The sequence below is a fragment of the Schaalia sp. ZJ405 genome (genome assembly GCF_011038885.2).
Classification (GTDB): Bacteria; Actinomycetota; Actinomycetes; order Actinomycetales; family Actinomycetaceae; genus Pauljensenia.
The window spans coordinates 799,983-825,512 of the sequence record NZ_CP064952.1 but is presented as its reverse complement, the minus strand read 5'-3'; the positions used below and the strand labels follow the sequence as shown (position 1 = coordinate 825,512).

At 59.0% G+C, this 25,530-nt stretch carries 23 protein-coding genes; 1 reads left to right on the top strand and 22 read right to left on the bottom strand.

Features of this window, described 5'->3' with window-relative positions; genetic code table 11:
• Nucleotides 1-36 precede the first annotated feature (36 nt).
• The gene (locus tag G7Y41_RS03395) at nt 37-294 is read left to right on the top strand and encodes an RNA-binding S4 domain-containing protein (RefSeq protein ID WP_165315197.1); all 258 of its coding nucleotides are present in this window, start codon (nt 37-39) and stop codon (nt 292-294) included.
• Between the two features lie 28 nt (nt 295-322).
• On the opposite strand, the gene dnaE is transcribed toward G7Y41_RS03395, so the two are convergent.
• From dnaE to dinB, 22 genes are all read right to left on the bottom strand, one after another.
• Nucleotides 323-3,874 (bottom strand): DNA polymerase III subunit alpha, encoded by a 3,552-nt coding sequence (gene dnaE, locus G7Y41_RS03390; RefSeq protein WP_165218327.1) that lies wholly within the window; start codon nt 3,872-3,874, stop codon nt 323-325.
• 5 nt (nt 3,875-3,879) lie between these two features.
• A complete protein-coding gene (locus G7Y41_RS03385; RefSeq protein WP_165315198.1) occupies nt 3,880-4,521 on the bottom strand; it encodes a GNAT family N-acetyltransferase in 642 nt (213 codons plus the stop codon).
• Nucleotides 4,521-5,459 carry an RluA family pseudouridine synthase gene (locus G7Y41_RS03380; RefSeq protein ID WP_165218331.1) on the bottom strand — a complete coding sequence of 313 codons (939 nt, stop codon included), beginning with the start codon at nt 5,457-5,459 and terminating at the stop codon, nt 4,521-4,523. Before G7Y41_RS03380 ends, G7Y41_RS03385 begins: the two co-directional genes overlap by 1 nt.
• Nucleotides 5,456-6,082, bottom strand: a complete 627-nt coding sequence (gene lspA / locus G7Y41_RS03375; RefSeq protein ID WP_165315199.1) for a signal peptidase II — start codon at nt 6,080-6,082, stop codon at nt 5,456-5,458. Before lspA ends, G7Y41_RS03380 begins: the two co-directional genes overlap by 4 nt.
• An 80-nt stretch (nt 6,083-6,162) precedes the next feature.
• On the bottom strand, nt 6,163-6,783 hold the full coding sequence (locus G7Y41_RS03370) for a DivIVA domain-containing protein (RefSeq protein ID WP_165315200.1): 621 nt from the start codon (nt 6,781-6,783) through the stop codon (nt 6,163-6,165).
• A gap of 255 nt (nt 6,784-7,038) precedes the next feature.
• Nucleotides 7,039-7,356, bottom strand: a complete 318-nt coding sequence (locus G7Y41_RS03365; protein ID WP_331272611.1) for a YggT family protein — start codon at nt 7,354-7,356, stop codon at nt 7,039-7,041.
• A gap of 4 nt (nt 7,357-7,360) precedes the next feature.
• Complete coding sequence (locus tag G7Y41_RS03360; RefSeq protein ID WP_165315201.1) at nt 7,361-7,825, bottom strand: cell division protein SepF; 465 nt, start codon at nt 7,823-7,825, stop codon at nt 7,361-7,363.
• Nucleotides 7,826-7,954: 129 nt separating this feature from the next.
• Complete coding sequence (locus G7Y41_RS03355) at nt 7,955-8,857, bottom strand: purine nucleoside phosphorylase YfiH/LACC1 family protein (RefSeq protein ID WP_165315202.1); 903 nt, start codon at nt 8,855-8,857, stop codon at nt 7,955-7,957.
• A gap of 91 nt (nt 8,858-8,948) precedes the next feature.
• Nucleotides 8,949-10,229 (bottom strand): cell division protein FtsZ, encoded by a 1,281-nt coding sequence (gene ftsZ / locus G7Y41_RS03350; protein WP_165218341.1) that lies wholly within the window; start codon nt 10,227-10,229, stop codon nt 8,949-8,951.
• 224 nt (nt 10,230-10,453) lie between these two features.
• Nucleotides 10,454-11,557, bottom strand: coding sequence for a cell division protein FtsQ/DivIB (locus G7Y41_RS03345; protein WP_165315203.1), 1,104 nt, complete (start codon nt 11,555-11,557; stop codon nt 10,454-10,456).
• Nucleotides 11,554-12,987, bottom strand: a complete 1,434-nt coding sequence (murC, locus tag G7Y41_RS03340; RefSeq protein WP_165315204.1) for a UDP-N-acetylmuramate--L-alanine ligase — start codon at nt 12,985-12,987, stop codon at nt 11,554-11,556. The genes G7Y41_RS03345 and murC overlap by 4 nt, the downstream gene beginning before the upstream one ends.
• Entirely contained in the window at nt 12,987-14,114 is a 1,128-nt protein-coding gene (murG, locus tag G7Y41_RS03335; RefSeq protein WP_165315205.1) for an undecaprenyldiphospho-muramoylpentapeptide beta-N-acetylglucosaminyltransferase, read from the bottom strand. Before murG ends, murC begins: the two co-directional genes overlap by 1 nt.
• An 84-nt stretch (nt 14,115-14,198) precedes the next feature.
• On the bottom strand, nt 14,199-15,479 hold the full coding sequence (locus G7Y41_RS03330) for an FtsW/RodA/SpoVE family cell cycle protein (protein WP_165218349.1): 1,281 nt from the start codon (nt 15,477-15,479) through the stop codon (nt 14,199-14,201).
• Nucleotides 15,463-16,911: a UDP-N-acetylmuramoyl-L-alanine--D-glutamate ligase gene (murD, locus tag G7Y41_RS03325; RefSeq protein ID WP_165315206.1), complete on the bottom strand. Its 1,449-nt coding sequence runs from the start codon at nt 16,909-16,911 to the stop codon at nt 15,463-15,465. Before murD ends, G7Y41_RS03330 begins: the two co-directional genes overlap by 17 nt.
• Nucleotides 16,908-17,993, bottom strand: coding sequence for a phospho-N-acetylmuramoyl-pentapeptide-transferase (gene mraY, locus G7Y41_RS03320; protein ID WP_165218353.1), 1,086 nt, complete (start codon nt 17,991-17,993; stop codon nt 16,908-16,910). The genes murD and mraY overlap by 4 nt, the downstream gene beginning before the upstream one ends.
• Nucleotides 17,990-19,468, bottom strand: a complete 1,479-nt coding sequence (locus tag G7Y41_RS03315) for a UDP-N-acetylmuramoyl-tripeptide--D-alanyl-D-alanine ligase (protein ID WP_165315207.1) — start codon at nt 19,466-19,468, stop codon at nt 17,990-17,992. Before G7Y41_RS03315 ends, mraY begins: the two co-directional genes overlap by 4 nt.
• 86 nt (nt 19,469-19,554) lie before the next feature.
• Entirely contained in the window at nt 19,555-21,237 is a 1,683-nt protein-coding gene (locus G7Y41_RS03310) for a peptidoglycan D,D-transpeptidase FtsI family protein (protein WP_165315266.1), read from the bottom strand.
• Nucleotides 21,238-21,301: 64 nt separating this feature from the next.
• A complete protein-coding gene (gene ftsL / locus G7Y41_RS03305) occupies nt 21,302-21,694 on the bottom strand; it encodes a cell division protein FtsL (protein WP_165218357.1) in 393 nt (130 codons plus the stop codon).
• Nucleotides 21,691-22,725 carry a 16S rRNA (cytosine(1402)-N(4))-methyltransferase RsmH gene (gene rsmH / locus G7Y41_RS03300; RefSeq protein ID WP_165315208.1) on the bottom strand — a complete coding sequence of 345 codons (1,035 nt, stop codon included), beginning with the start codon at nt 22,723-22,725 and terminating at the stop codon, nt 21,691-21,693. The genes ftsL and rsmH overlap by 4 nt, the downstream gene beginning before the upstream one ends.
• Nucleotides 22,726-22,872: 147 nt before the next feature.
• A complete protein-coding gene (gene mraZ / locus G7Y41_RS03295; protein ID WP_165218361.1) occupies nt 22,873-23,304 on the bottom strand; it encodes a division/cell wall cluster transcriptional repressor MraZ in 432 nt (143 codons plus the stop codon).
• Nucleotides 23,305-23,738: 434 nt separating this feature from the next.
• Nucleotides 23,739-24,209: a DUF3040 domain-containing protein gene (locus G7Y41_RS03290; protein WP_165315209.1), complete on the bottom strand. Its 471-nt coding sequence runs from the start codon at nt 24,207-24,209 to the stop codon at nt 23,739-23,741.
• A gap of 49 nt (nt 24,210-24,258) precedes the next feature.
• Nucleotides 24,259-25,500, bottom strand: coding sequence for a DNA polymerase IV (dinB, locus tag G7Y41_RS03285; protein ID WP_165315210.1), 1,242 nt, complete (start codon nt 25,498-25,500; stop codon nt 24,259-24,261).
• Between the last annotated feature and the right edge of the window lie 30 nt (nt 25,501-25,530).

Genomic DNA, 25,530 nt, shown 5'->3' with positions numbered 1-25,530 from the left:
CCTCGCACCCGATCGGTCAATCTCCAGGAGGATTCCATGACTGACGCCCCCGTGATCCCCGTACGCGGCGACATTAAGCTCGGCCAGTTCCTCAAGCTCGCCGGCCTCGCCGAAGACGGCGTGATGGCGCGCGAACTCATTCAGGATGGGGATGTGACGATCAATGGCCAAGTCGACACGCGACGCGGACACACCCTCTCCCCCGGTGATCTCGTCGAGGTGTTCTCTCCTCACGGCCCTCAGGCAGCGCGGGTTGGGCCGTCTCAAGAGCCACCTCGTCCTCGTCAATCCTGATCCCCATGAACGAGGACGAGGACGGAAACTAGTTGGGTGAGAGAACCCCATCGAGACCAACGACGGCCTTGATATGCGAGAAGAACGCGGATTCTTGGGACACGCGGAGCTTGGGATCCAACTCAACAATGGTTGTACGGCCTGGCTCACGCAAATGAAGGCGGACCGGTGAACCACCGGGGAACGCTTCGAGGACACCGCGAAGCTCCGTCAGAAGCTCCGGTGTGCACCGCGAGGACGCGATCTGGAGATCCAGCGGCTGATCGGCACCGTCACTAAGGTCGAGGAGAGTCATCGACTGACCGTAGATCGCCATGCCGTCCTCGCGGACGTTCACTTTGCCTTCAATCTGAACGATGATGTCCTGTTGCAGATAGGACTGGATGGTGTCGTAGGAACGGGGGAAGAAGAGAACCTCCACGGAACCCGACAGGTCCTCAATCGTTGCGATTGCCCATGCGTTTCCTTGCTTCGTGACCTTCGTCTGAACACCAGAAATGAGGCCGGCGATCTTGACGACCCGGTCCGCCATTGAGTCTTCCGAGCCAACAACCTGGGCAATCTCGTAATCCTGGAAGCGCGCAAGCGCCCCCTCAACACCTCGCAACGGATGGTCCGACACATACAGGCCAAGCATTTCCCGTTCTTGGGCAAGTTTGTCGCGGCGCTCAAACTCAGGGATCTCCGGGATGTCAATGGCAAGTGAGTGACCGCCACCGTCGGACTCGTCTGCGCCGAGCGCGGCAAAAAGGTCGAATTGGCCGATTGCCTCGTTGCGTTTGACGTCGATAATTGCGTCCACTGCCTCGTCACAGCGCGCCAGCAGCGCCCGGCGTGTGTGTCCCATCGAATCAAAAGCGCCCGCGCGGATCAGGGACTGGATTGTTCGCTTGTTACACACAACCTGGGGGACTTTGTCAAGGAAATCCTGGAAGCTCGCGAACTTTCCCTTTTCCGCGCGTGCCGAGACGATGGCCTCAACAACATTTGCCCCGACATTCTGAATGGCGTTCATTCCGAAACGAATCGACTCACCATCTGGTGCGAAGTTCCCCATCGAGGCGTTGACGTCGGGCTGCAAGACTGTGATGTTCATGTGGCGACATTCGGCCAGGTAGAGAGCGCGTCGGTCTTTATTGTCTTTCGTGGAGGTCAGCAGGGCCGCCATGTATTCCGTCGGATAGTTCGCCTTAAGGAACGCCGTCCAATACGACACGAGACCGTAGGCCGCCGAATGTGCTTTGTTGAAAGCGTACGCAGAGAAGGGAACAACAACGTCCCACAGGGCCTTAATGGATTCCTCGGAGTAGCCGTTGTCCAGCATTCCCTGACGGAAACCAACGAACTGCTGATCAAGGACTTCTTTCTTTTTCTTCCCCATTGCCTTACGCAGAATATCTGCCTGACCAAGCGTGTATCCCGCAAGTTTCTGCGCGATCTGCATGACCTGTTCCTGGTAGACAATGAGGCCGTAGGTGGTCCCGAGAATTTCCTCAAGAGGTTCAGCAAGTTCGGGGTGAATCGGGGTGATCTCTTGGCGTCCGTTTTTGCGCAGCGCGTAGTTCGTGTGCGAGTTTGCCCCCATCGGGCCGGGGCGGTAGAGCGCGCCCACAGCGGAAATATCCTCGAAGTTATCGGGGCGCATCAATTTGAGCAGATCACGCATTCCGCCGCCATCAAGCTGGAAAACACCGAGGGTGTCGCCACGTGACAGGAGATCATAGGTTTTCGGGTCAGTGAACTCCAAGTGTTCGAGGTCGGGTTCAGTCTTGCCGTTGAGCGCGATATTTTCCAGCGCATCCGAAACAACCGTGAGGTTACGCAAACCCAGGAAGTCCATTTTCAACAAGCCGAGGGTCTCGCACGTCGGATAGTCGAATTGGGTGATAATCGCGCCGTCCTGTGGACGCTTCATCACGGGAATAATGTCGGTGATCGTGTGAGAACTCATGATGACCGCGCACGCGTGGACACCCCACTGGCGGGTCAGTCCCTCAAGGCCGAGGGCGTATTCAACAACCTCATGCGTGTCAGGGTTCTCGTCGTAGAATTTCCTAAATTCCGCGGCCTCCCCGTAGCGCTTATCCTTCGAGTCGAAGATGCCGTGGACGCTAATGTCTTTGCCCATGACCGAGGGCGGGAGAGCTTTCGTCAGCTGCTCTCCAACCTTGAAGTCCTTCCCGAGGATTCGAGCGGAATCCTTCAGGGCCTGCTTTGTTTTAATCGTTCCGTAGGTGACGACCTGGCTGATGCGGTCTTCCCCGTACTTGCGTTTGACGTAGGCGATGACCTCATCTCGCCTGCGCTCGTCGAAGTCAACATCGAAGTCGGGCATTGAGATGCGTTCCGGGTTGAGGAATCGCTCGAAAATCAGTCCGTGTTCAAGCGGATTGAGTTCGGTAATTTTCATCGCGTAGGCAACCATCGACCCGGCACCCGAACCACGTCCCGGTCCCACGCGGATCCCCTGGTCTTTTGCCCAGTTGATGTAATCGGCAACGGTGAGGAAGTACCCGGGGAAACCCATTTTAATGATGACGTCTTCCTCGTACTGCGCCTGTTTGCGCACGTCATCGGGGATTCCCTGGGGGAATCGGTCATTGAGTCCGCGTTCAACTTCCTTGAGGAACCACGAGGTCTTGTCTTCACCTTGAGGAACCGGGAAGTCGGGCATGTAGTTGGCGCCCTCAGCCGTCGTTGTGAAGTGAACGTCGCAGCGTTCAGCGATCTCAAGGGTCGCATCACACGCCTGCGGAAGTTCCTTCCACAGGTCGCGCATCTCTTCGCTTGGGCGAATGTAGTAGCCGTCTCCGTCAAACTTGAAGCGGTCGGGATCGGAGATTCGTGACCCGGAGTTAATGCACAGCAGCGCATCCTGGATCTTCCGATCCTCTTTCTTGACGTAGTGGGCGTCATTCGTTGCCACAAGCGGAGCGTCCATGAGCTTGGCAAGTTCAAGGAGCTGTTTCTGGGTGCGCCGCTCAAACTCGATACCGTGGTCCATGATTTCCACGTAGAAATTCTCCGGGCCGAAAATGTCGCGCAGTTCCGCTGCTTCGCGCACGGCCTCGTCCCACTGCCCCAGACGAATACGGGTCTGCACGGCACCGGATGGACACCCCGTGAAAACAATCAGCCCTTCGTGGAATTGGCTGAGGAGTTCTTTATCTGCGCGCGGCCACTTACCGAACTGACCGTCCGTCGACGCGTAGGAACCAAGCCTGAAGAGGTTATGCATCCCCTGCGTGTTGTAGGCGATGAGGGTCAGGTGATTGTAGGAACCGCCTGCCGACACGTCGTCGCTGCGTTGCCACGGCTCTCCCCACGTGACTTTCTGTCGGTCAAATCGCGAGGTCCCCGGTGTCACATAGGCTTCAAGGCCGATGATCGGTTTGATCCCTGCGGACTTGCACGCGGAGTAAAAATCATAGGCACCGAAAAGGTACCCGTGATCGGTCAAACCAATCGCCGGCTGCCCAAGCCTGGCTGCTTCGGCAGCCATGTCTTTCGTTTTTGCCGCTCCGTCCAGCATCGAGTACTCGGAGTGGTTGTGGAGGTGAACGAAAGAGTCTGACGCCATGAACGCTAGTCTAGTCGCCTGTCGCCACAGTCGGCAGTCCCTGAGATTCTTCTGGCCATTTCGACGTGCTCAATGCCGGCCTCCCAGAAGGTCTCCTTCGAGGTCACCACATATCCCTGTTTCGCGTAGAACCCTGCTGCCTGGACCTGCGCGTTGAGAACAACATCCACGTCGCTTCCACGCGGGGTGTGCGCTGCAAGATACTCGTGAAGACCGCGCACCAAGGCAGCCCCGATCTTTTCGCTGCGGTATTCCTTCCGCACAGCCAACCTGCCCAGGTGGAAGTGTCCCGGCTCGTCGGGAATAAGCCGCACGCATCCAACGACGTACTCACCGTCCACATCCCCCACCTGTTCATCAGTTGTGTCGGGGACGAGGACGGAGTCGCTCGGCGGGTCACTGACTGTTCTTTGGGGTGCGAGGCACACGAAGTGAATGACCGCTGGATCGTAGTCGCGGGCATCGATTTCACAAACGATTGGGCAGTGTTGTTCGACAACGAAAACGTCCCAGCGAACCGCGAGCTCTCCGAGACGATGTTCCTCAGTTATTGCTTCAACGACGCGATATCCCCCAGAATTGGTTATTCCCGTCCAGGGGGTGTCAGTCTGCGGGGCGAGGCGATGAGAATCTGTTAGCGTCGTCATCAGCTCACCACCTGGTGAGTGTGTTCAGGGTGACGCAGCACATCGAGAGCCTGGTCAAGGTCATCGGGGTAGGGTGACGAAACGGTCATCGGCATTCCGGTTCGCGGGTGAGCAAACTCCAGGCGAACGGCGTGAAGCCACTGGCGAGTCAACCCCAGCTGATCAGCCTTTGTTGGATCTGCTCCGTAGAAGACATCACCGACGCAGGGATGACCAACAGCGGCCATGTGGACGCGGATCTGGTGTGTGCGTCCTGTTTCTAAATGTATTTCGAGGAGGGATGCGCCGGAAACAAGTTCGAGGGTGTCGTAATGGGTGATCGCATGTTTACCTCCGTCGAGCACCGCCATGCGCCATTCTTTGGACGGGTGGCGACCGATCGGTGCGTCGATCGTTCCGGAATGAGGATCGAGGTGTCCGGCAACGACGGCGTGGTAGATCTTCGTCACCGTTCGTTCCTTAAATGCCCTCTTCATCACCGAATATGCCAGTTCCGACTTGGCAACGATCATGGCTCCTGACGTCCCGACGTCGAGGCGATGAACAATTCCCTGGCGTTCGGGAGGACCGTATGTCGTGATCCGGTATCCCGCAGCTTCAAGATTACCCAGCACCGTGGGGCCTTCCCATCCGGGACCTGTGTGCGCGGCAACGCCAACGGGCTTATCAACAACAACAATGTCGTCGTCGTCGTAGAGGATGGTCATCCCCGTCACCGGTGGCGGTGTGTGCTCAGGACTCGGGATCGTCACGTCAATGAGATCCGTTGCGGTAAGTTTCACCGATTTTGCGACCGTCACCCCGTTGATCGCCACGTTTCCTTCGGCCACGAGCTGAGCGCATCGTGATCGCGAGAACCCGAGCATCCGCGCCAGAGCAACGTCCACGCGTTCACCCACAAGGGCATCGGGAACTGGGAAGAGCTTCGTTTCGCTCATTGGTCGTTACTCAGAGGTCCGGAGAGAGCGTCGTCAGGTTCCGGCTCGCGTGTCTCGTGTTCCGTTGCGAAGAACCAGGCCACGAGAATGGCTCCCAGGACGATCCAGATATCTGCGACGTTGCCAACAAACCATCCGTTGTAGTTGATGAAATCAACGACGTGTCCGACGCCGAATCCCGGGGGGCGTATGGCACGGTCAATGAGGTTGCCTGCCGCGCCGCCGGCAAGCAAAGCTATTGACAGGATCGTTGCTGTTCGCTGTGCGCGGGTCACCAAGACACCCAGGGCAACGAGGACGACGACGGAGAGCACGGTGAAAAGCCATGTAACGTCGCCGCCGAGCGAGAATGCAGCGCCGGAGTTAAAAGTCAGTTGGAGCGTGAGGAGATCAGAAATCAGAGGCCGTGCGTGTCCGTTGCTGAGCGCGTCGAGGGCCCACACTTTTGTCAGTTGATCCGTGATGATCGCGAGGAGGCATACTCCCGCCGCAGCACCAAAAACTCCGTGTCTCGAGCGCGTGCGTGCGCGCCTCGTCCGTTCGTCCGTATTGAGCGCACCGGGATCGCTGGCTCGGTGACCGTTGACTCGGCTTACGCGGTTGTGTGCTGCGTCGTTGTCCATGAATCTCCTGGATGTTGTCTAAGGCATGACAATGGCGGTGACGCTGCGCGTCACCGCCATTGCGAGCAAATGATCGATTCTCAGTCGTTGTTGACCGAGACTTCGGACAGCAGCTTCTCCAGGTGACCGCGCAGGTTGGAACGGTACTCGGACTCGAAGGTCCGCAGCTCATTGATCTTCGATTCGAGGAGTCCACGCTCCTGATCGAGCTGGGCAAGAATCGTTTCGTGCTGCTTCTGGGCGTCAGCGACGATCTCGTTACCCTTCGCACGGGCTTCGGAGATGATGCGATCAGATTCTTCCTTGCCGTCACGAACGTATTCGTCGTGGACGCGCTGGGCGAGGGCGAGCATCGAGGTTGCCGACTCGGCAGACTCGGGCTGCGCGGGAACCTCAGCCGGCCAGGTGGCGGGGGCAACGGGAGCCGGAGCCACCACCGGTTCAGGTTCTGCGGGAACTTCTTCGACGGGCTGGGGAGCAACGGGGGCTTCCTCAACTACGCCACCGTTCGACAGTTCAGCGATGCGTCGCTCAGCAGCCTCAAGCTTTTCCTTAAGGTCTTGATTCTCCATCTGGAGGGAGTAAATCGTTGAGACAACTTCATCGAGGAACTCATCGACCTCAACCTGGTCGTATCCCTCGCGGAACTTCACGTACTGGAACTTCTTGTTGAGTACGTCCTCTGTGGTCAGCAGGGCCATTTCCTCGCCTCTCGGTCTTTCGGGTGGAGCGCCCAGCGACGTTACTACCGCTTGACACCCTTGCGACCCACGTGGATCGCAATACACATCACCGACTGATCATAGCCGACTCGTGTGTCACAGCAACCCCAATTGCCACAGTTCAACCGGAAATTCTCACGAATTTTCGTGTCATTCCACACGTCCTGGCCAAAATGGGGAAAAAATTCCTATTTCGGGGTGCATCAGCTCCCCCATCGCAGATCACCCGAGGTCTTAACCCAAGCCGACGCTTAATCGAATGAGGAAACTTCCGACCCACTGAACAAGGACCACGCCAAAGAACACCACCATGAAACCAACATCCAGGGCAATCCCCCCTCCCAGACGCAAAGGAGGAATCCTGTGCCGTAATGCTCGAATCGGCGGATCTGTCAGCCGGTAGATGACATTAGCCACAACAACGACGAATCCCTTGGGCCGCCACTGAGGAGCGAAGAAGTGAGCCCAGTCAAGGATCATCCGGAAGATGAGGACGAGGAGGTAAAGGCTGGCCACCCAGTAGATGATTGATCCAGCAAGACGAAGGATCAAGAGCTCACCCCTGGTTAAACAGTGATCCGCGACGCGAGTTTGACACGTCCCCGGACACCTCAACGCTGCGCGGCGACAGAAGGAAGACGCGGTTCGTCACGCGCTCAATCACGCCGTGGAGAGCAAAGGTCAGCCCAGCAGCGAAATCAACGAGACGGCGCGCCTCGGCCTCGTCCATGTCCGACAGGTTGATGATGACGGGAGTTCCCTCACGGAACGCCTCACCGATGGTCACCGCGTCAGGATAGGTCCGCGGGTGCACGGTGACGATCCGCGACAGGTCGGTCTTGCGTGAAGCCTCAGCTTCAGGAGTGTCGATCGGGCGCAGGAAGGGGCGCTCGATGGGCCTGACCTCTCCGACCTGTTCGACGGTTTCAACCTCGTCGTAGGAGTCGAATTCTTCGACCTCGTCCTCGGGCGAGTACCATCCCATGAACTTACGTGCGCGTGCCCCGAAAGAATTTGACATGCCGTTTCACTCCTCAGCTCGAACCAACTGAGCACAAAGTAATGCCAGAAAACATCAAGATCGCGCAGGCGCGCCGAGCATGTTGCGACGACAGAGAAAAATCACGTCACATGCCGGCTTGATCGGGCATTATTGCCCAGGACGGATCACCGATGCTTCCCTTCCACACCGGTGATTGCGGCGGTATGAATGCAGCGTCAGATCCTCGCGAGTACACCGTCCGTCGAGGGTGACGACGCATCCGAAGGACTCAAGCCGGTTGAGCGCAGCAGCAACGAGGTCGAGAGCCGGGGTTCCCCACGCGGTTGTTGATGCGGCGCAGGGAGAATGCTGGGAGAAGGAGTCTCGCATGGACTCGGGGACCTCGTAGCACCGGCCACAGATGCACACACCGATGTGGGCGTGGATGCGTCGATCAGTGGTTGTGCGTCGATCAGCGGTTGACGCTTCCTCACCGTTGACGCCGTCCTCGTCCTCGTTCATCGCATGGAGGAGGGTGAGTGCTCGGTCGAGGATTCCCAATTCCAGCCCTGGCCGTCCAGCATGAACGGCACCGACCACGCGACCCCCACAGGCGCTAAGGAGGACGGGAACGCAGTCTGCGGTCATCACCGCAACGGCCGGTGGGTGGGCAAAGCCTCGTCCGTCGACAATGACGCCATCACAGTCAAGTGGTCCCCACTCTCTGATGCCCGCTAACGGTAAAACCAGGGACGTAGGCGCGGTCTGTGTGGCGTGATCCGAAGGACATGTCACACGGTCCCCAACCTTGGTGGTGCTCTCCTGGTGATGCACGGGGCCGTCGAAGACGACACGATCGGGAGCGGAGATCACTCCGATACGTGCAGAATGCGTCTGATTCATCCACACGATCGGCGCCCCAACCTCAACGGCCAGACGATCCCGTCGTACATGAACCGCGGCGGGATCGTCACCAACATGCAGACCGTAGTTGCCACGCAAAGGCTCCTCTCCCTCTCCCGCCTGGGTGAGGGCGAATTCAGCTCCCTGAAGGCTACCGCGTGTCAGCATTGAATCAGATGGTGCCGGTGGCCGGTTCCGCATCGACGACAATCCGGGATGTCACGGCCGGCCATCTGTCGGGCTTCACGTGAGGTCCCACTCAGGATCGAAGGAAATCCGGGATGTCGAGATCATCAGACGGGGAGTCTTCCTCGTCAAAGATTCGGGGAACTTCCAGTGACTGGTCCTCATGACGCTCGGGGACGTCCTGACGTGAGCGACGCGTCCCCACCGGAATCGCACCCGTGCGGGTGGGAACATCGGGAGTGACACGATGGGCGGGCGCTGCAACCGGGACCTCACCGAGGCTTCGTGTGGGTGCGGCAGCCGGAGCTGACGGCGCTGCGGGGGCCGGAGCAGAGGCCTGAGGCACGCGGCTCTGCGCGGCGGGAGACACTGCCGGCTGGTGCGACTCGGTAGGCGCAGCCGAATCCTTCGTGTCATCAAAACCTGCAGCGATGATCGTCACGCGGACCTCGTCTCCGAGAACATCGTCGATCACGTTGCCGAAGATAATGTTGGCTTCGGGATGGACGGCTTCGCGAACCAGCTGCGAGGAGTGGTACAGCTCCTGGAGGCCAAGATCCGATCCACCCTGGAAGAACATGAGGACCCCGTGGGCGCCATCGATCGACGCCTCAAGCAGCGGCGAGGAGATCGCTGTTTCAACGGCACGAAGAGCACGGTCTTCACCCGTTGCCGCGCCGATGCCCATCAGTGCGGATCCCGCTCCGCTCATGACGGACTTGACGTCGTTAAAGTCAACGTTGATCAGGCCCGGTGTGGTGATCAGCTCGGTGATGCCTTGAACACCGGAGAGGAGGACCTGATCAGCTGCCCGGAATGCTTCAAGAACAGAGATGTTCACATCCGAGATTTCGAGCAGACGGTCATTTGGGATGACGATGAGGGTATCGACCTCGGCGCGCAGGGCTTCCACGCCGGCATCGGCCTGTGCGGCGCGACGATTACCCTCGAAAGAGAATGGGCGGGTGACAACACCAACGGTCAGCGCTCCAGCTTGGCGGGCGATCTTGGCAACAACGGGGGCCGCGCCGGTTCCCGTGCCGCCACCTTCACCTGCGGTGACGAACACCATGTCGGCGCCTTCGAGAGATTCGCTGATTTCGTCAGCGTGGTCTTCAGCGGCTTTGCGTCCAACTGCGGGATCGGCTCCTGCACCCAGGCCGTGGGTGAGCTCGCGGCCAATGTCGAGCTTGGTTTCGGCTTCCGACATCAACAGAGCCTGGGCGTCGGTGTTCACTGCGATGAACTCCACGCCCTTGAGATTGACTTCGATCATTCGGTTGACGGCGTTGACACCGCCACCACCGACGCCGACGACTTTGATCACTGCGAGATGGTTCTGTGTTGCCGTCATTCGGTTTCCCCCCTGCACACAATCCTTCAACTTCTAGTCGAAGGTTGGTGTTGTTGCTGCCTTTGTTCGGGAAGAAGGTAGACGCACCCCCAGGTGACATCAAGGATGCACCTGGGCGTGTCGAACCTTTCAACTCATACTCGTCACGCGATGCCACCCAATGTCAGGCATCCCCGCTGCACCAAGTGACCCGAGAGCGCGCATCACCGCACGTCAACGCCCGATCAGCTCGTCACCGGGTGCGCCGGCGAGGACACGTCATAAACCGAGGCATCGCGCTGATTGACAAGCACCGACAAGACCTGCGCTTTGAGCGGGGAATCTTCCACCGTCCCCCACGCGACCTTCGCTCCCGAAGTCAGAGTGAGCGTCAGCTGAGATCCATCGGATTCGATCAACGACACCAGGGACTTCAGCGACTCATCGCATGATCCCCACACGATGATGACATTCTTTGCCGCATATGGACGGTCTTCTCCCTGAGCCAACGACACTGCGGGAATCCCCGTTGGCGCGGCATCCGCCGTTGAAAAATCCACCCCGTCCTCGTCAATGAGTGTCACCCCTGACTCGACGGGAGTGTACATCGCTGCCTTGCGCTGCGTGACGGCAATTGACAGGCCCGTCGGCCACTTGCGCGATGCCTTGGCCTGGCGCACCAACACATTGCCAGTCACTGTTTTTTCCACGTCTGTCATTGATAGCCGTGTAATCGGCGTCCCCACGTAGGGCGTGAGCAAGGAAGCAACCATGTCATCCGTCAGCGACTTCCCATCTTCTCCCGAAACGGCAATATGGGAAGAATCCAACGCAAAAAGAGGAGAGAAGAACACCACCCATCCCCCGCCGATGAGGAGAGCAACCACCGAGACAATGACGAGCACGTGGGTGATTCTCAGTCGCCACCGGGCTTTCCAGCGTTCCCGGCGTCGCTCCTGGATGCTTGCCGGTTCAGTGTGTTCTGCGTCCTCGCCTCCTCCGAGGATTGTGGCGGCCTCGGATTGTCCGACGGGTCGAGTCAGTCGGGTGATCGGTCCGATCCACGAGCTCGGATGAAGCGAAGGCTCACGCCTGGTGACTTCACCTGCGCTCTCTGTTCGCTTCTGCTTGCGCTGACCTTTGCGGATAGAAGGCGATCCGTGGGGAGCAGCATCGTCCTCGTCCCCCGAAAGTGGCGGGCGGCGCCGAGGCTTTTCCTGTGGGCTCGCAGCAGATCCCGTGTTGCGTTTGCGAGCTGAGGATCGAGGGGACGAGGACGAGCGCGCCGAATCACCGCGGTCATCTCCTGACGCGCGCCCACGTGGACGCCTGGGAGCTGGTGGTTTCATGCCTCCTCCAACTCCTGAGACCACGCACGAAGAACGTCTTCACCGCAGGTCGTCACCGACCCGGCTCCCATCGTAACGAGGATGCCGTCGCGGGGAACTGTGGACGCTGCGACGCGGGCGGCCTCATGCATGTCGGGAATGAAGACAGCTCCTGGAATTTTGCGGGAAATCACCGAAGAATCGAGTCCGGGTTCGGGATCTTCACGCGCGGCATAGATGTCCGTGACGATGACTGTGTCGGCAAGAGCAAGTGACCGAGCAAAATCATCGGCAAAAATACGGGTCCGCGAGTAGAGGTGCGGTTGAAAAACAACTGTGACCGTCCCGGAACCGGCAACTAAACGCGCCTGACGGATCGCAGCGGCGACCTCTGTGGGATGATGGGCGTAGTCGTCGAATAAGCGGCGACCCGCAACCTCACCGCGGAACTCAAAGCGACGTACCGTTCCCGTAAAAGCGCTCAACCCCCGAGCCATCTGTTCAGGGGAAACTCCAAGGGCTACCCCTGCGGCCCACACCGCCGCGGCGTTGAGCACATTGTGTTCCCCGGGAACGCTGAGCTCAACATCCGTTGGGGGAATCCCTGACACGTCAGGATCGGCGCAAGCCAAGGAGAGGGTGAAACGCGATCCCTCACGTGACAGTTCAACATCTGACACGAGGACCGACGGTTCCTCAAGCGACTGGGGGCCTCGCCCGTAGGACACAACACGGATCCCCAGGTCACGTGCAGACTGAGCGAGACGAACTGCCCCCGCATCCTCCGCGCAGACAATGAGCTGCCCCCCGGGAACAATGCGGCGAGCAAAATCAACAAACACGGCCTCAAAGGCGTCGCGCGTGCCATAGCGATCAAGATGATCCGGCTCAACGTTCGTCACGATCGCCACCGACGGCTGATAGTTAACGAAGGACCCGTCAGATTCGTCAGCCTCGGCAACGAAAACATCACCCGAACCCAGGTGCGCTCCCGAACCGTACTCGGGCAACACTCCCCCAACGGCAACCGACGGATCCCGCCCCGCTTGACCAAGAGCGACCGCAAGCATTCCCGACGTTGTTGTTTTCCCGTGTGCGCCGGCAACCGCCACGAAAGACAATCCCGTGGCCGCAAGCGCCAATGCCTCGGAGCGATGGATCACCTCCTGGCCGCGTGTGCGCGCAATAGCAAGCTCCGGATTCGACGGTCGAATCGCCGTTGAAACAACAACCGTTGCGTCAGAGGGAACATGGGCTGCATCGTGTCCAATAGACACTTTCACCCCCAGGTCAGCCAGATGCTCCGTGACCCGCGATGCCTCACGGTCAGAACCCGACACCTGCGCACCTCGATCGGCGAGAAGTTCCGCGACGACAGACATCCCCGCTCCCCCAACACCGATGAGATGAAAACGACGTGTGGCGAGGGAAGTGTCGTGGTGCTCGAACATCAGTCCTCCTCCTGAGTTTTCGCCGTCAATTCGATGAGTTTCGCCAGGTCTTCTGCGGCGTTGACCCGTCCCAGAGACAGTGACACCTCGGCCATCTGCTCAAGCTTTGCAGATCCGATGAGATCATAGACGCTCGTGCGGGCAGTATCGGCGGTGAAGTCGGGATTTTCGATGAGTACGGCACCGCCGGCAGCCACGTGGTCTCCAGCGTTCAGGCGCTGCTCGCCGTTACCGATGGGAAGGGGAACGTAGATGCACGGCAAGCCAAGAGCTGTCATCTCCGCAACTGTCCCCGCACCCGAACGACATACCACAAGATCAGCGACGGCAAGGACCTTTTCCATGTCGGTGACGTAATCAAAGACGTGCCAGCGATCTCCAACGCCTGCTTCGTCGACGGCGCGGCGAACCGGTTCGTCTTTCCCGTGACCGGTGAGGTGAAGAACCTGAACGCCGGGGGGAAGCTCTCGCGCAAGACCTGCCATGACCTCGTTGATATGGAGCGCTCCCAAAGACCCGCCGGTGATGAGGATTGTTGGCGCATCTGGGACTATCCCAAGTTCAGATGCAGCGAGCTGGCGTGCCGCTCGTCGCCCATCCTCCGTGTGGCGTTCCTTTGCTAGCTTCTCAATCGCGGGGCGCAACGGAAGGCCCGTGACATGTGTTGTTCCCTGGAGCGCCGATAGTGGAGTCGACGTGAAAGTCAACGCGACGATACGAGCAAATCTCGCTCCCAGGCGATTTGCCAGCCCCGGCCTGGCATTCTGTTCGTGGATCACCACGGGGATTCCGAGCTTTTGGGCGGCGCGATACGCAGGGGTTGACACGTAGCCACCGAAACCAACGAGGACGTCTGCCCCAGTGAGGATGTCGACGCACTCGTCAACCGCTTTAGACCAGCGTCCCGGCAAAGAGAAGAACTGAAGAGAGGGCCGCCTAGGAAGCGGGACGCGCGGGATGAAACGCAAGTTGAACCCTGCGGCAGGAACGAGGTCGGCTTCGAGCCCCTCACGGGTTCCAATGACGGTGCACTCGTGGTCGCGCTGAGCCAGGCATGTCGCTGTGGCAAGCAGCGGATTGACGTGTCCGGCAGTTCCCCCACCTGCAAGAACAATGCGCAACGCCATGAGGTTACCTCCTTGAGTGCTCCCGTTCAGTCGGAGCGTCGTCACGGTGTCATCCACCGTACGCGAAAAGTCACGTGAGACAGGTTAGCGAACAGGACGACGCCGGGGAGTAATTCGAGGATCACGTCCCGCAGATGCCTCGTCGGGAGCACCAATCATCCGCATTCCCGCATGGGAGCGAGCAAATGACGCGACAACGCCGATCGCCGTCGCTGTGAAGAGGAACGAAGACCCACCGTAGGACACCAAGGGCAGCGGAACACCGATGACCGGTCCCATCCCCGTGACCGACATGACGTTAATGATCGCTTGGAATCCAATCCACGCGGCAATGCCTCCGGTGACGATGGACGCAAATTGCGAGGGAGAGTCCTGACATACCCGGACCATTCCCCACACCAAAAGACCGATGGACACCAGAACCGTCAGCGTGCCCATCAGACCGAACTCCTCACCGATGATGGCGAAGATGAAGTCCGTGTGCGCCGCCTGGAGATAGTTCCATTTTTCGCGCGACGCCCCCGGCCCCAGCCCTGTGAGCCCCCCAGAACCCAGTGCCCACAGCGAATGGTCAATTTGCTCCGGCGCTGACAGGTCACGCTCGGCTTGGTTCCACGGAAGGATCGCCGCAACACGCCGCAGCCTCGTCTTATTGGAAAATACGAGGAATGTCAGGACCGGGATCATCACGAGAATGAGCGTGAGGAACCACTTGCCTGGCAAACGTGCCACCCACAGGGCCCCAAACGCAGCAACCGCAACGACCATCGCGGTTCCTAGATCGTGTCCGAGCATCACTGCGATGAGGGCAAGAATGATCGGTCCTCCCGCGGTGACCGCCATCTGTTTAAGGTCGGAATTACGTGAGCCGGGGCGTGCAAGCGTTCGAGCCAGCATGAGGATCAACGCCAGTTTGAGGAGCTCCGAAGGCTGCATGAGAATATCGGTTCCGGGGATCCGCACCCAGTTGGCGTTACCGCCCTCGGAATAGCCCAAAGGGGACAGCACGAGGCTCTGAAAGATCACCGCAAAAATGAAGACAGGAATCGCGACTTGACGCCACTTCTTTTCAGGCACCATCTGGGCTAAAGCCGCTGCGATCAGGGAGCCGATGATGATGACGACGGGACGCATGTAGGCCGTGTACGGGTTTGCTCCATTGGCAATCGATGTCACTGCCTGAGCGGAGAACCCCATGAGCAGCCCGAATCCGGTGAGTACGAGCGCGGGGACAACAATGAGGTAGTACGTCGCTACGGGTGAGCGTTGCGAGGATTCCTCGGTCCCAGCGAAACGAATTTTCGGGATTCGCACGCGCGAAAGGTTGACCTTCGGCAGGCGAACTCGGTCACGTTGTCGAGCCATCGCCATTTCCCCACTGCTGAGCTAAACGCGAGACCGCCTGAGCGAACGCGTCACCGCGTTGCCCGTAGTTATCGAATTGATCCCAGGATGCACACGCGGGTGCGAGGACGACCGTGTCACCGGGACGCGACAGAGCAACAGCCTCGTTGACGACAGAAAACATCCAGTCCTCGTGACCATCAACTTCAACGACGGGGATGTCGGGTGCTTCGCGGGCCAGGGCGGTCAGCGCAAGGCTGCGGTCCTCACCGATGACAATGACTCCGCGCAGGCGCGATGCCACGCGGCGAACAAGGTCGGTGAAATCCTGACCTTTGGCATCTCCGCCGAAAATCCAAATTGCGGTGTGCTCGGGGATCCCCGTGAGCGAGGCCGCGGCCGCGTGGGCGTTCGTTGCCTTTGAGTCGTCAATCCACGTCAGGTCGGCGGCCTGACCGAGAACTGTCCTGCGGTGACCTGCGGGCTGGAATGCCCGCAGTCCCTTCTCCACGGCCTGAGGTTTGACCCCGTGAGCGCGGGCGAGGGCGGCGGCGGCAAGAGCGTCAGAGACAACGGACGCGGACGGATGCGGACCGTAGGCGTGGGTCAGGTCATCGATATGTGCGAGGAAAAGCGCGTTGCGCTGACGATCCTCAAGGAATGCGCGGTCAACGATGAGTCCGTCAACAATGCCAATCTGTGACGGCGATGGTGCTCCGAGGGTGATTCCGATGGCCCGTGCTCCGTCAACGACATCCGCATTCTCGACCATTGTTTCAACTTCCCGGTCGATGGAGGGATAGACGCAGGCAAGCTGGGTGCGTTCGTAGATTCGCGCTTTGTCGGCGGCGTAGGCTTCGCGCGTCTCATGCCAGTCCAGGTGATCTGCGTCGACGTTGAGACATAGTGAGGCTTGCGGCGACATCGTCAGTGTCGAATGCAGTTGGAAGCTGGAGAGTTCCACGGCGAAAACATCTGCGTCGGAGTCAATGGCGAGGGTGATCGGTGTGCCGATATTGCCTACTTCAAGAACTTTCTCTCCGTTGGCTCGAAGAATCTCACCGAGCATTCCCACGGTCGTTGTTTTCCCATTTGTCCCGGTGACGGTGAGCCAGGGGCGTCCGGCGTGGGAGCCTTCTTCCTGGAGTCGCCAGGCGAGTTCGACCTCGCCCCACACGTCAATTCCCGCATCTTCACATCGTGAAAAAATAGGGTGATGGGCTGGGATTCCCGGAGACACAACAACGGTACGAGGGTGCTGGGCGATCACAGCATCTGCGAGATCAGCGGCATCGGGCACCACGTGCACGGTCACGTCTACAAGATCGGGGTCGGTCACCGGGGTACCGGGGTGTGCATCATAAACGAGGACGGAGTATCCCCTTGTGACGAGGGCGCGAACCGCACCGCGCCCCGAGACACCCCAGCCGATGACGGCAATGACGTCGCTCATAGGTACGACACCCACTCGGCGTAGAACACTCCCGCTCCGGTGATCGCCAAGAGCGCAGCGACGAGCCAGAAGCGGATGACGATGGTGATTTCTTTCCAGCCTTTGAGCTCGAAGTGGTGATGAAGCGGAGCCATTCTGAAAACACGTTTTCCGGTTGCCTTAAAGACCCCGATCTGGATGACATCGGAGAGCGTGATGATGACAAAGAGACCGCCGATGATGATCGCGAGGAATTCCGTGTGCGTGAGGATCGACAGACCAGCAACCGCACCGCCGAGTGCGAGTGCCCCGGTATCTCCCATGAAAATCTGAGCCGGTGAGGCGTTCCACCACAGGAACCCAGCGAGGGAACCAACGAGGGCCGCGCAGAAGACCGCGAGGTCAAGCGGGTCGCGCGTCTGATAGCAGGCACCGACGTTGTCGGCGACGTGTGAGCATGACTGGACGACTTGGAAGTAGGAGATGAAAGTGTAGGAACCGAAGACAAAAATCGAGCATCCGGCGGCGAGGCCGTCGAGCCCGTCCGTGAGGTTGACCGCGTTTGACCATGCGGCGACGATGAAATTCGTCCAGATCAGGTACAGAATCACTCCGATAACGGCGCCCGCGACGGCAAAGGTCAGTGCCGAAGGACGGGTAAAGGAAATCGCCAAGGAACCGGGAGTCACGCCGCGTCGGTTCGGTACGGACAGGGACGCCCAGGCAAAGAGTGAGGCAACGGCCACCTGTCCGAAGATCTTCCCGCCGGGATGAAGTCCCAACGAGCGCTGCCTCATAATTTTGATTCCATCGTCAAGTAGTCCGATGATCCCGAGACCAACGAAGAGGATGAGTAAGCAGACCCCTGACCATGATGGTCCCGCCCCTGAAATTGAGGATCCGATGAGCCAGGCAACCACCGTTGCAAAGATCATGACGAGACCGCCCATTGTTGGAGTCCCACGCTTTGTCAGGTGCTGCGTGGGCCCATCTTGGCGGATGAACTGTCCGTATTGATGAGTGATGAGGAATCGAATGAGCAGTGGCGTCAATGAAATTGACAGGACCATCGCAATTGCGAATGCCAGAATGAGCCCAATCATTCGACGCCTCCTGCGGGATAAGACTGCGCATCATCGCTGTATGCGGATGGGGATGCGGTGACCGCCGTCGACTGATCGCGTTCACAGAGTGCGTCCGCAACCATCCACGAGTGTGATCCGTAGGATCCCTTGACGAAGACGACAGCTGAATCAGTCAGCGTTGACAGCACGGCATCCACCGCTTCATCGACCGTTGACACGTGAGTCCCCGATACGCGGGTTCCGGCACCGTCGAGATATCCTCGCGCGTCCTCGTCTCCCAGGGCGATGAGGGTGTCCACCCCCGCGTCTTGGGCCATACGTCCGACATCACGATGCGTTGACGCACTCGCCTCTCCCAGTTCAAGCATCTGCGAAAGAACCGCGATTTTTCGGCGTCCCCGACCGACATGTTCCAGTGCCTGGAAACCAGCTCGCATCGAATCCACGTTGGCATTGTAGGCATCATCCACAAGGGTCACGGGATGACCGTCAACCGTGATGTCGGAAATAGTAAGCCGGTGGGGTGACAGTGCCTGCCCCTGCCCAAGGCCCGTGACGATCGTGTCAAAGTCAAGTCCCACTGCACGCGCACCTGCGGCTGCCGCAAGAGCGTTATGTACGTTGTGCTCACCTACGAGGGCGAGGGTGACTTCTCCCCGTCCTTCAGGGGTGACGAGGACGAACGTCGGTCGTCCTGATTCGTCGCATCGAATCGACTCGGCGCGTACATCTGCGTCGATCTTCGGGTCGGTACTAAAGGTGACAACCGGTCCCCTGGCCTGTGATGCCATTGCGGCAACGTACGGGTCGTGCACGTTGAGGATCGCGGTTGCGCCTTCTCTGCTTCCCCGGATGATCTCGGCCTTCGCTTGAGCAATTCCCTCAACGGATCCAAAGCCCCCCAGGTGGGCGTGTCCAACCATGAGAACGATGGCAACGTCCGGTGATGCGATAGAGGTGAGGTAGTCGATATGTCCCAGGCCGCTCGCTCCCATTTCGAGAACCAGGTGACGTGTCGTCTCGTCGGCTTGGAGCACCGTCAGCGGCAGTCCGACCTCGTTATTGAATGAGAGTTTGGGTCCAACTGTTGGAGCGTGACGTCCAAGGATTTGCCGGAGAAGATCTTTCGTCGTTGTTTTCCCAGCTGATCCCGTGACGGCAATCACGTCAAGGGGACCGCGGGTCCGCAGGTCCTCAAGGTGGGCATGTGCCAGTCGCCCCAGAGCCAGAGTTGAATCATCAACAACAATTTGAGGAAAATCGGGATCGTCGGCCAGTTCATCAGCACGCTCAACGATGGCGGCAACGCTACCGGCTTTTCGGGCTGAAGCAACATAGGCGTGCCCGTCGGAATTTTCTCCACGCCGTGCGATGTAGAGGGAGCCGTCCTCGGCAAGTCGCGAATCGGTAATGACCGGTCCTGTCACTGATGCTTCACGACCCACAACCGTGCCGTTGACAGCGTGGGCGATCCACTGTGTTGACCGGATCATGTTCCTCCCTCAGATTATTTCGTCGTCTTATTCTCAGCTGTTTTGCTTCCGAGACCAAAATGGCGCGCGTACCACCCAGCTTTTCATCACGGCCTTGTCGGGTAGAGATCCGTTGCCGGTTCGGAGGCGGGGATTCCCAGGATACGCACCGCCTGCCTGGTGATATCACCAAAGAACGGGACAGCAGACCACGAGGAAACTCCGCCGGACTTCGGCTTGTACAAGACAACAGAAATCGCCAGTCTCGGCGCATCCGCTGGAACAACCCCAGCGGATGTCGACACAAGCCCAGAATCGCCTTGGACGACGATTTCCGCTGTACCGGTTTTCATTGCGATGCGGTACCCATCGACACGCGCAGTGCTCGCCGTTCCGATGTCGCCAACAACAACGGACTCCATCATTTTGACCACGGTCGCTGCCGTGTCCTTGCTGAGCACCTGAACGGGTTCGGGAGCCTCGGGAGTTTCCACCGTGCCATCCGCATTCGTCCACGATTTCACGATCCGCGGTGGAGTCCGCACACCGCCGTTGCCGAGGGTGGCCATGATCGAGGACTGTTGAAGAGCACTGATCATGTACGCCTGGCCGAACATGTTGACGTAGCGGTCTCGCCCAACCCATTGACTTGCCGGCGGCAAGAGCCCGGAGCTCTCACCGGGAAGCTCGATTCCTGTTTTTTCACCCAGACCAAACTTCCTCATCATGTCGTAGCGCTGCTGGCTTGACAGCTTTTCCCCAACAAACACGGTTCCCGTGTTGAAGGATGCGGCGAGGATCCCCGTTGCAGTCAACGGCTCCGTCGGGTGATCGTGGAAGTCAACAATCGGCCCCCCAGCATCAGGCGGCTCAATCGAATATGGCACGGTGAACACAGAGGTCGGTGAAATCACGCCCGCGTCCAACGCGGTGGCAAAGGTCAGAACTTTGCCGACCGACCCCGGCTCAAAAGCGTACTGAACCGCTGAGACGGGCTGCACTTTCGAGCGATTCGGCTCAGTGAGGTTCGAGTCCGCCATGACGAGGACCTGACCGGTTGACACGTCTTGAATGACGACGGCACCCCAGTCGGCGTTGTGTTGGTTCACCCGCTCGTCAAGCAATTTCTGAACGACGTGCTGGAGATCCGCATGCAGCGTCAGCGTGACCGATCCCCCGTCAGTTGGTTCGACGATCGTTTTCTTCCCACCGGGCATGACCGCCCCATTAGGAGCGATCTCAAAAGCCTCAGCACCCGGTGTTCCTTGAAGCAAGGTATCGTACTGAGATTCGATTCCTGACGAACCCACCCCTTGAGCGTCGATCGTCCCGATGACCGAAGCTGCCGTATTCCCGTTGGGGTAGATCCGCTGATACACGGTTTCCCATTCGATTCCGAAAATATTTAATGCGCGGATCTGACGAAAAGTCACCGCGTCGACATTGCGTTTGATGTAGGAGTAGGTGGAGTCACCGATGAGCAGACCTCCCAGCTCCGCCGCATCCATATCGAGGAGGCCGGCGAGCTGGCGGGCCGCTTCAGCCGGTCCGCGACCAACGACATTGCCCTCTTTGTCGTAGTGAACATAGGACCGAATGTTCACCTGGTTAACAGCAATGTCGTACGTGAGGATTGAATCAGCTAAAACCACGCCTGTGGCATCCATGATTTTTCCCCGCCGAGCGGCAACGTCTGAACGCTGCGTCCGCACGGCCTGACCTTCCGCGGCAAGCGTCGGCCCCTCAACAATCTGTAGGCTCACGAGGCGTACCCCGCACAGTGAGAGCATGATGATGAGGACGAAAAGGATCCAGCGTGATCGCTTGGCTTGTGACACCGCCGCCCCTCCTTATCTAGTTCGCCGGAGCGCCACCCTCGACAGTACCCGTCTTCAACGTGATGAAGCCCGTCGAACCCGACGGAACCATTCCGTGTTCCTTCGCTGCCTTCTCAAGAGCAGCCGGTGATGCAGCGCTTTCCAACCGCGCTTGCAGGGACCATGCCTGGGCGTCGAGTTCGTTGAGCAGGAGCTGTTGCTCACGGATCGCGAAAGACGTTTGAGCCATTCGTGTGTTCAACACCATCGATGACACGACCGCGACAACGATGACCACAATGGTGATTGCGGCAACAACAAGATAGGACCTGCCGGATCGTTGTCCTTCGATGATCCGTAATTCGCGTTCCTCAGCATGAAGTCGTTGAGGACGTGATGCCGGACGTGTTGCAGCTTGCGCGGCGCTCATGTGTTGTCCTTCCACGGGCGGATCAGTTCGGCGCCGCGCAGTCGTACCGGCGCTGAACGTGGATTTGCGTGCAGTTCAGCTTCGTCAGCTCTGACGGCTTTACGGGTCAGGAGGCTCAGACGAGGCCCCATCCCCTCGGGGACCACGGGGAGTCCCGAGGGAGCGTTGTCTTGGGCTCCCTGACGAAAGATGTTCTTCACTATGCGATCTTCGAGTGACTGGTACGCCTCAACGACGATGCGCCCCCCGATTCGTAGGCTCTCCAAGGCGCAGGGAATTGCCCGTTCAAGGATCGTCAACTCATCGTTGACTCCAATGCGCAGAGCCTGAAATGTCCGCTTCGACGGATTCCCTCCACTTCGTCGCGCAGGCGCAGGAATCGAGTCCTTCACGAGTTGCGACAGTTCGCTCGTCCTCGTCAATGGCGCTTTCTGGCGTCGCGAAACGATCTCACGGGCAATTTTGCTCGCAAATTTTTCTTCGCCGTAGACCCGAAGGATTCGAGCAATTTCACGCTCGTCTTCTTCGGCGAGAAGCTGAGCGGCTGAGCGCCCGACCTGCGGGTTCATCCGCATGTCCAGCGGCGCATCGTGGGCGTAGGAAAAGCCGCGCTCGGCCTCGTCAAGCTGAAGGGAAGAGACACCCAAGTCAAGGAGTATGCCGTCCACATCATCAATTCCCAGCGACGCAATCGTGTCGGGGATGGTGTCGTAGGTCGTCAGCACCGGGGTGAAACGGGGGCCGAATGGCCCCAGCCTCTCAGTGGCGAGTTCAATGGCCTGAGGGTCCCGGTCGATTCCAATAACGCGTAGCGAGGGAAAGCGGGCGAGGGCCGCTTCGCTGTGGCCTCCCATTCCCAAGGTTCCATCAACGAGGACGGGGCCGCCTTCTCGGGGGCTCGACTTCAATGCGGGGGCCAGCAGTGTGAGGCACTGATCAAGCAACACAGGAATGTGACGTTGCGCGGTCGGTCGATCGGTGGACGCTTGCCCATCGATGTCGCGGCGAGCGTCGGATCGCTGATCCTCCATGCTGTCCCCCCTTTCTGTTGTTTCGCGTGAGGAAAGTTGTCGATGTTTTGAGGTGGCGTGGTCTTTCCGTACGCCCAGGTCCCTAACCGTGTTGCGCCATCGGGGAAGTGATGTCGCAACATCGGGCAGAGACCTCGGTGTGCGGGACTAGAACATGCCTGGGATGACTTCGTCTGCGGTATTGGAGAAGACCTCTTCCTGAACGGCGAGGTATTCGCGCCAGGATTCGGAATTCCATATTTCAGCCCGTGATCCCGCTCCGATCACGGTGAGTTCTCGGTCGAGGCCGGCGTAAGAACGCAGGTCGGCGGGAACTGAGATTCGTCCTTGTTTGTCAGGAACTTCCTTGTAAGCCCCCGAGAGCATGACGCGAATCCAGTCGCGTGCCTGTTTGGATGACAGCGGCGCACGACGAAGCTCTTTCGTCATCTCTTCGAACTCCGCTGCCGGAAACGCGTAGATGCAGTGCTCCTGGCCGCGGGTGAGGACAATTCCCCCTTCCATTTCTTCACGGAATTTGGCAGGGAGGAACACTCGCCCTTTGTCGTCGAGCTTCGGCTCGTACGTTCCCAGGAACATGTCTCCCCCTCCCCTGCTCCACATTGTTCCCCACTTTACCCCACACAATGGTCATTTGACACCAAAACACTCAGGATTTTCATCGAAATGTGGGCCTAAGCTCTTGAAATGCCTAGGAAAATTCCGGTGGGGAAAAGTGGGGAAGTTTTTCAGACATCGGCGATTTTTCTTCGCAAACGTTCGCCTCAGGGGGTTGTGGACTCCGCGCTCAGGCCGCAACAATGCGACGCGCGGGTGCGATTGGTGGATGGTGGGGAGCTCTCGTGGAGCGACGTGGTGAAGCGACGTGGAGTGACGTGGAGTGAGAACTCATGCCGCACTAAAAAACGGACAGCGCGCTGTCACGCACAAAAACTGTCACCGCATAGACGGTGGAGCATCATCTTCACGCACACGCGTGGCCGAACATCAACGTCCACCACGCATGGAGGCGATCAGTCGTCTGAATGCCTCTCGTCCCAGCGACGTTCTTGATCAGCGAGGAATTTCTCCCACGCGGATTGTTCGCGCACCTTCTTCGCACGCTTCTTCCCAGACGATGCTTCGCGCAGGTCTTCCCCCGCGGCTTGACGAGAACGACGTCGCGTGGGGGCAAGCGCGTAAAGAACTCCGCCGAACATCACAGCGAACCCTGCAACTCCCATGACGATCGACACCACCGAATATCCCAATGAGACGGCACCAATGAGGACACACAAGCCAACAACCACAAGGAGCATGCCGATCGCCAACTTGCGAGGCGAGAGACCTCCCGCGGCCACTTCCTCACGATCACCTTGCGGACGTTCAGGGGATTCAGCTGCTGTGTAAGGGATACGCATATTCGTGACAAGCTCGGGGTCCCCGCGCCGAAGCTCGGCTTCCATCTGTTCGAGTACGTGTTTTTCATACTCCGAAAGAGCCATCGCGCACCTCCTCACCTCTCGTTAACGGCATCACATATTCTACATGTCATTATCGCTCAGAGCTTCCGTCTTTGGTCCGACCGTCCACAAGGAGCGAGGCCGGAACAATCGAATACTTGCCGAATCTTTCAACAACCCGATCCATCGCCCGTTCACTCTCAAGAATTTTCTCGTTCGTATCCAGCGGCACCGCAACCCCGCGGGAGCGTAGCTGCAACCCCTCAGCGCGAACTCCACACAACCGGATCCCTCCGCTCGGAATCGTGTAACGATCAAAAAGCATCCGCGCGGCATCCGCAATATCGCGTCCCACGTCAGTGGGAGCTGACAGCGTCACAGACCTCGTCACCGTATGAAATGATGCGTCGCGTACTTTGATAGCGACCGTCCACGCAACATATCCGTGGGCCCTCAACCGTTGAGCGCACTGATGCGCCGCATCGAGAATGAACCTCTCAATCTCTTCCCGACGTGTAATATCGCGAGGAAAGGTTGTTTCCGTTCCCACGGATTTTTCCTGCCGATTCCCACTCACCGGACGCGGGTCAATCCCCCACGCGAGTTGGTGGAGCTGGTACGCCGATGCAGCGCCGAGGAGCTTGTTAAGACGCGTCATCGGCAGTCGCGCAAGATCACCGATCGTCTCAACTCCTTCCCGGTCAAGGATTGACGCAGTTTTCCCTCCAACACCCCACAGCGCCCCCACAGGTAGGCCGTGAAGAAAGTCCGTCGTCCTCTGTTCGGGGATCAGTAACAGCCCATCGGGCTTCGCATTCGCCGAGGCGATCTTGGCAACGGACTTCGTTGCTGCAATTCCCACGGACGCCGGAAGTCCGACCTCGTCCCTGATACGTTTCCTCACGAGCCGTCCGATTTCAACGGGAGTTCCCAGTCGTTTACGCGCCCCCGACACGTCGAGAAAGGCCTCGTCGATACTGACTTGTTCAAGGACGGGCGTCACCTGCGACAAAACATCAATCACTCGCCGCGAATAACGTCCGTAGATGTGGTGACTTCCCGCAACAATCTGCGCGTTGGGGCACAGAGCCCGAGCCTGCGCCATCGGCATTCCGGCGCGAACCCCCAGGGCACGCGCCTCGTAGGTCGCAGAGGTGACGACGCCGCGGTTTCCACGTCCCCCAACAATCAGGGGCTTTCCCTGGAGCTCCGGGTGTTCGAGGAGTTCAACCTGTGCGAAGAAGGAATCCATGTCGACATGGAGGATCGGGGTTAGCGAATCATCATCGCCCCAGTGCGTCCGGGTGCGACGGTCTCTGGGTGCATTTGACACGGTTCCTCCTTCCTCCACGAGGTGTGAAGA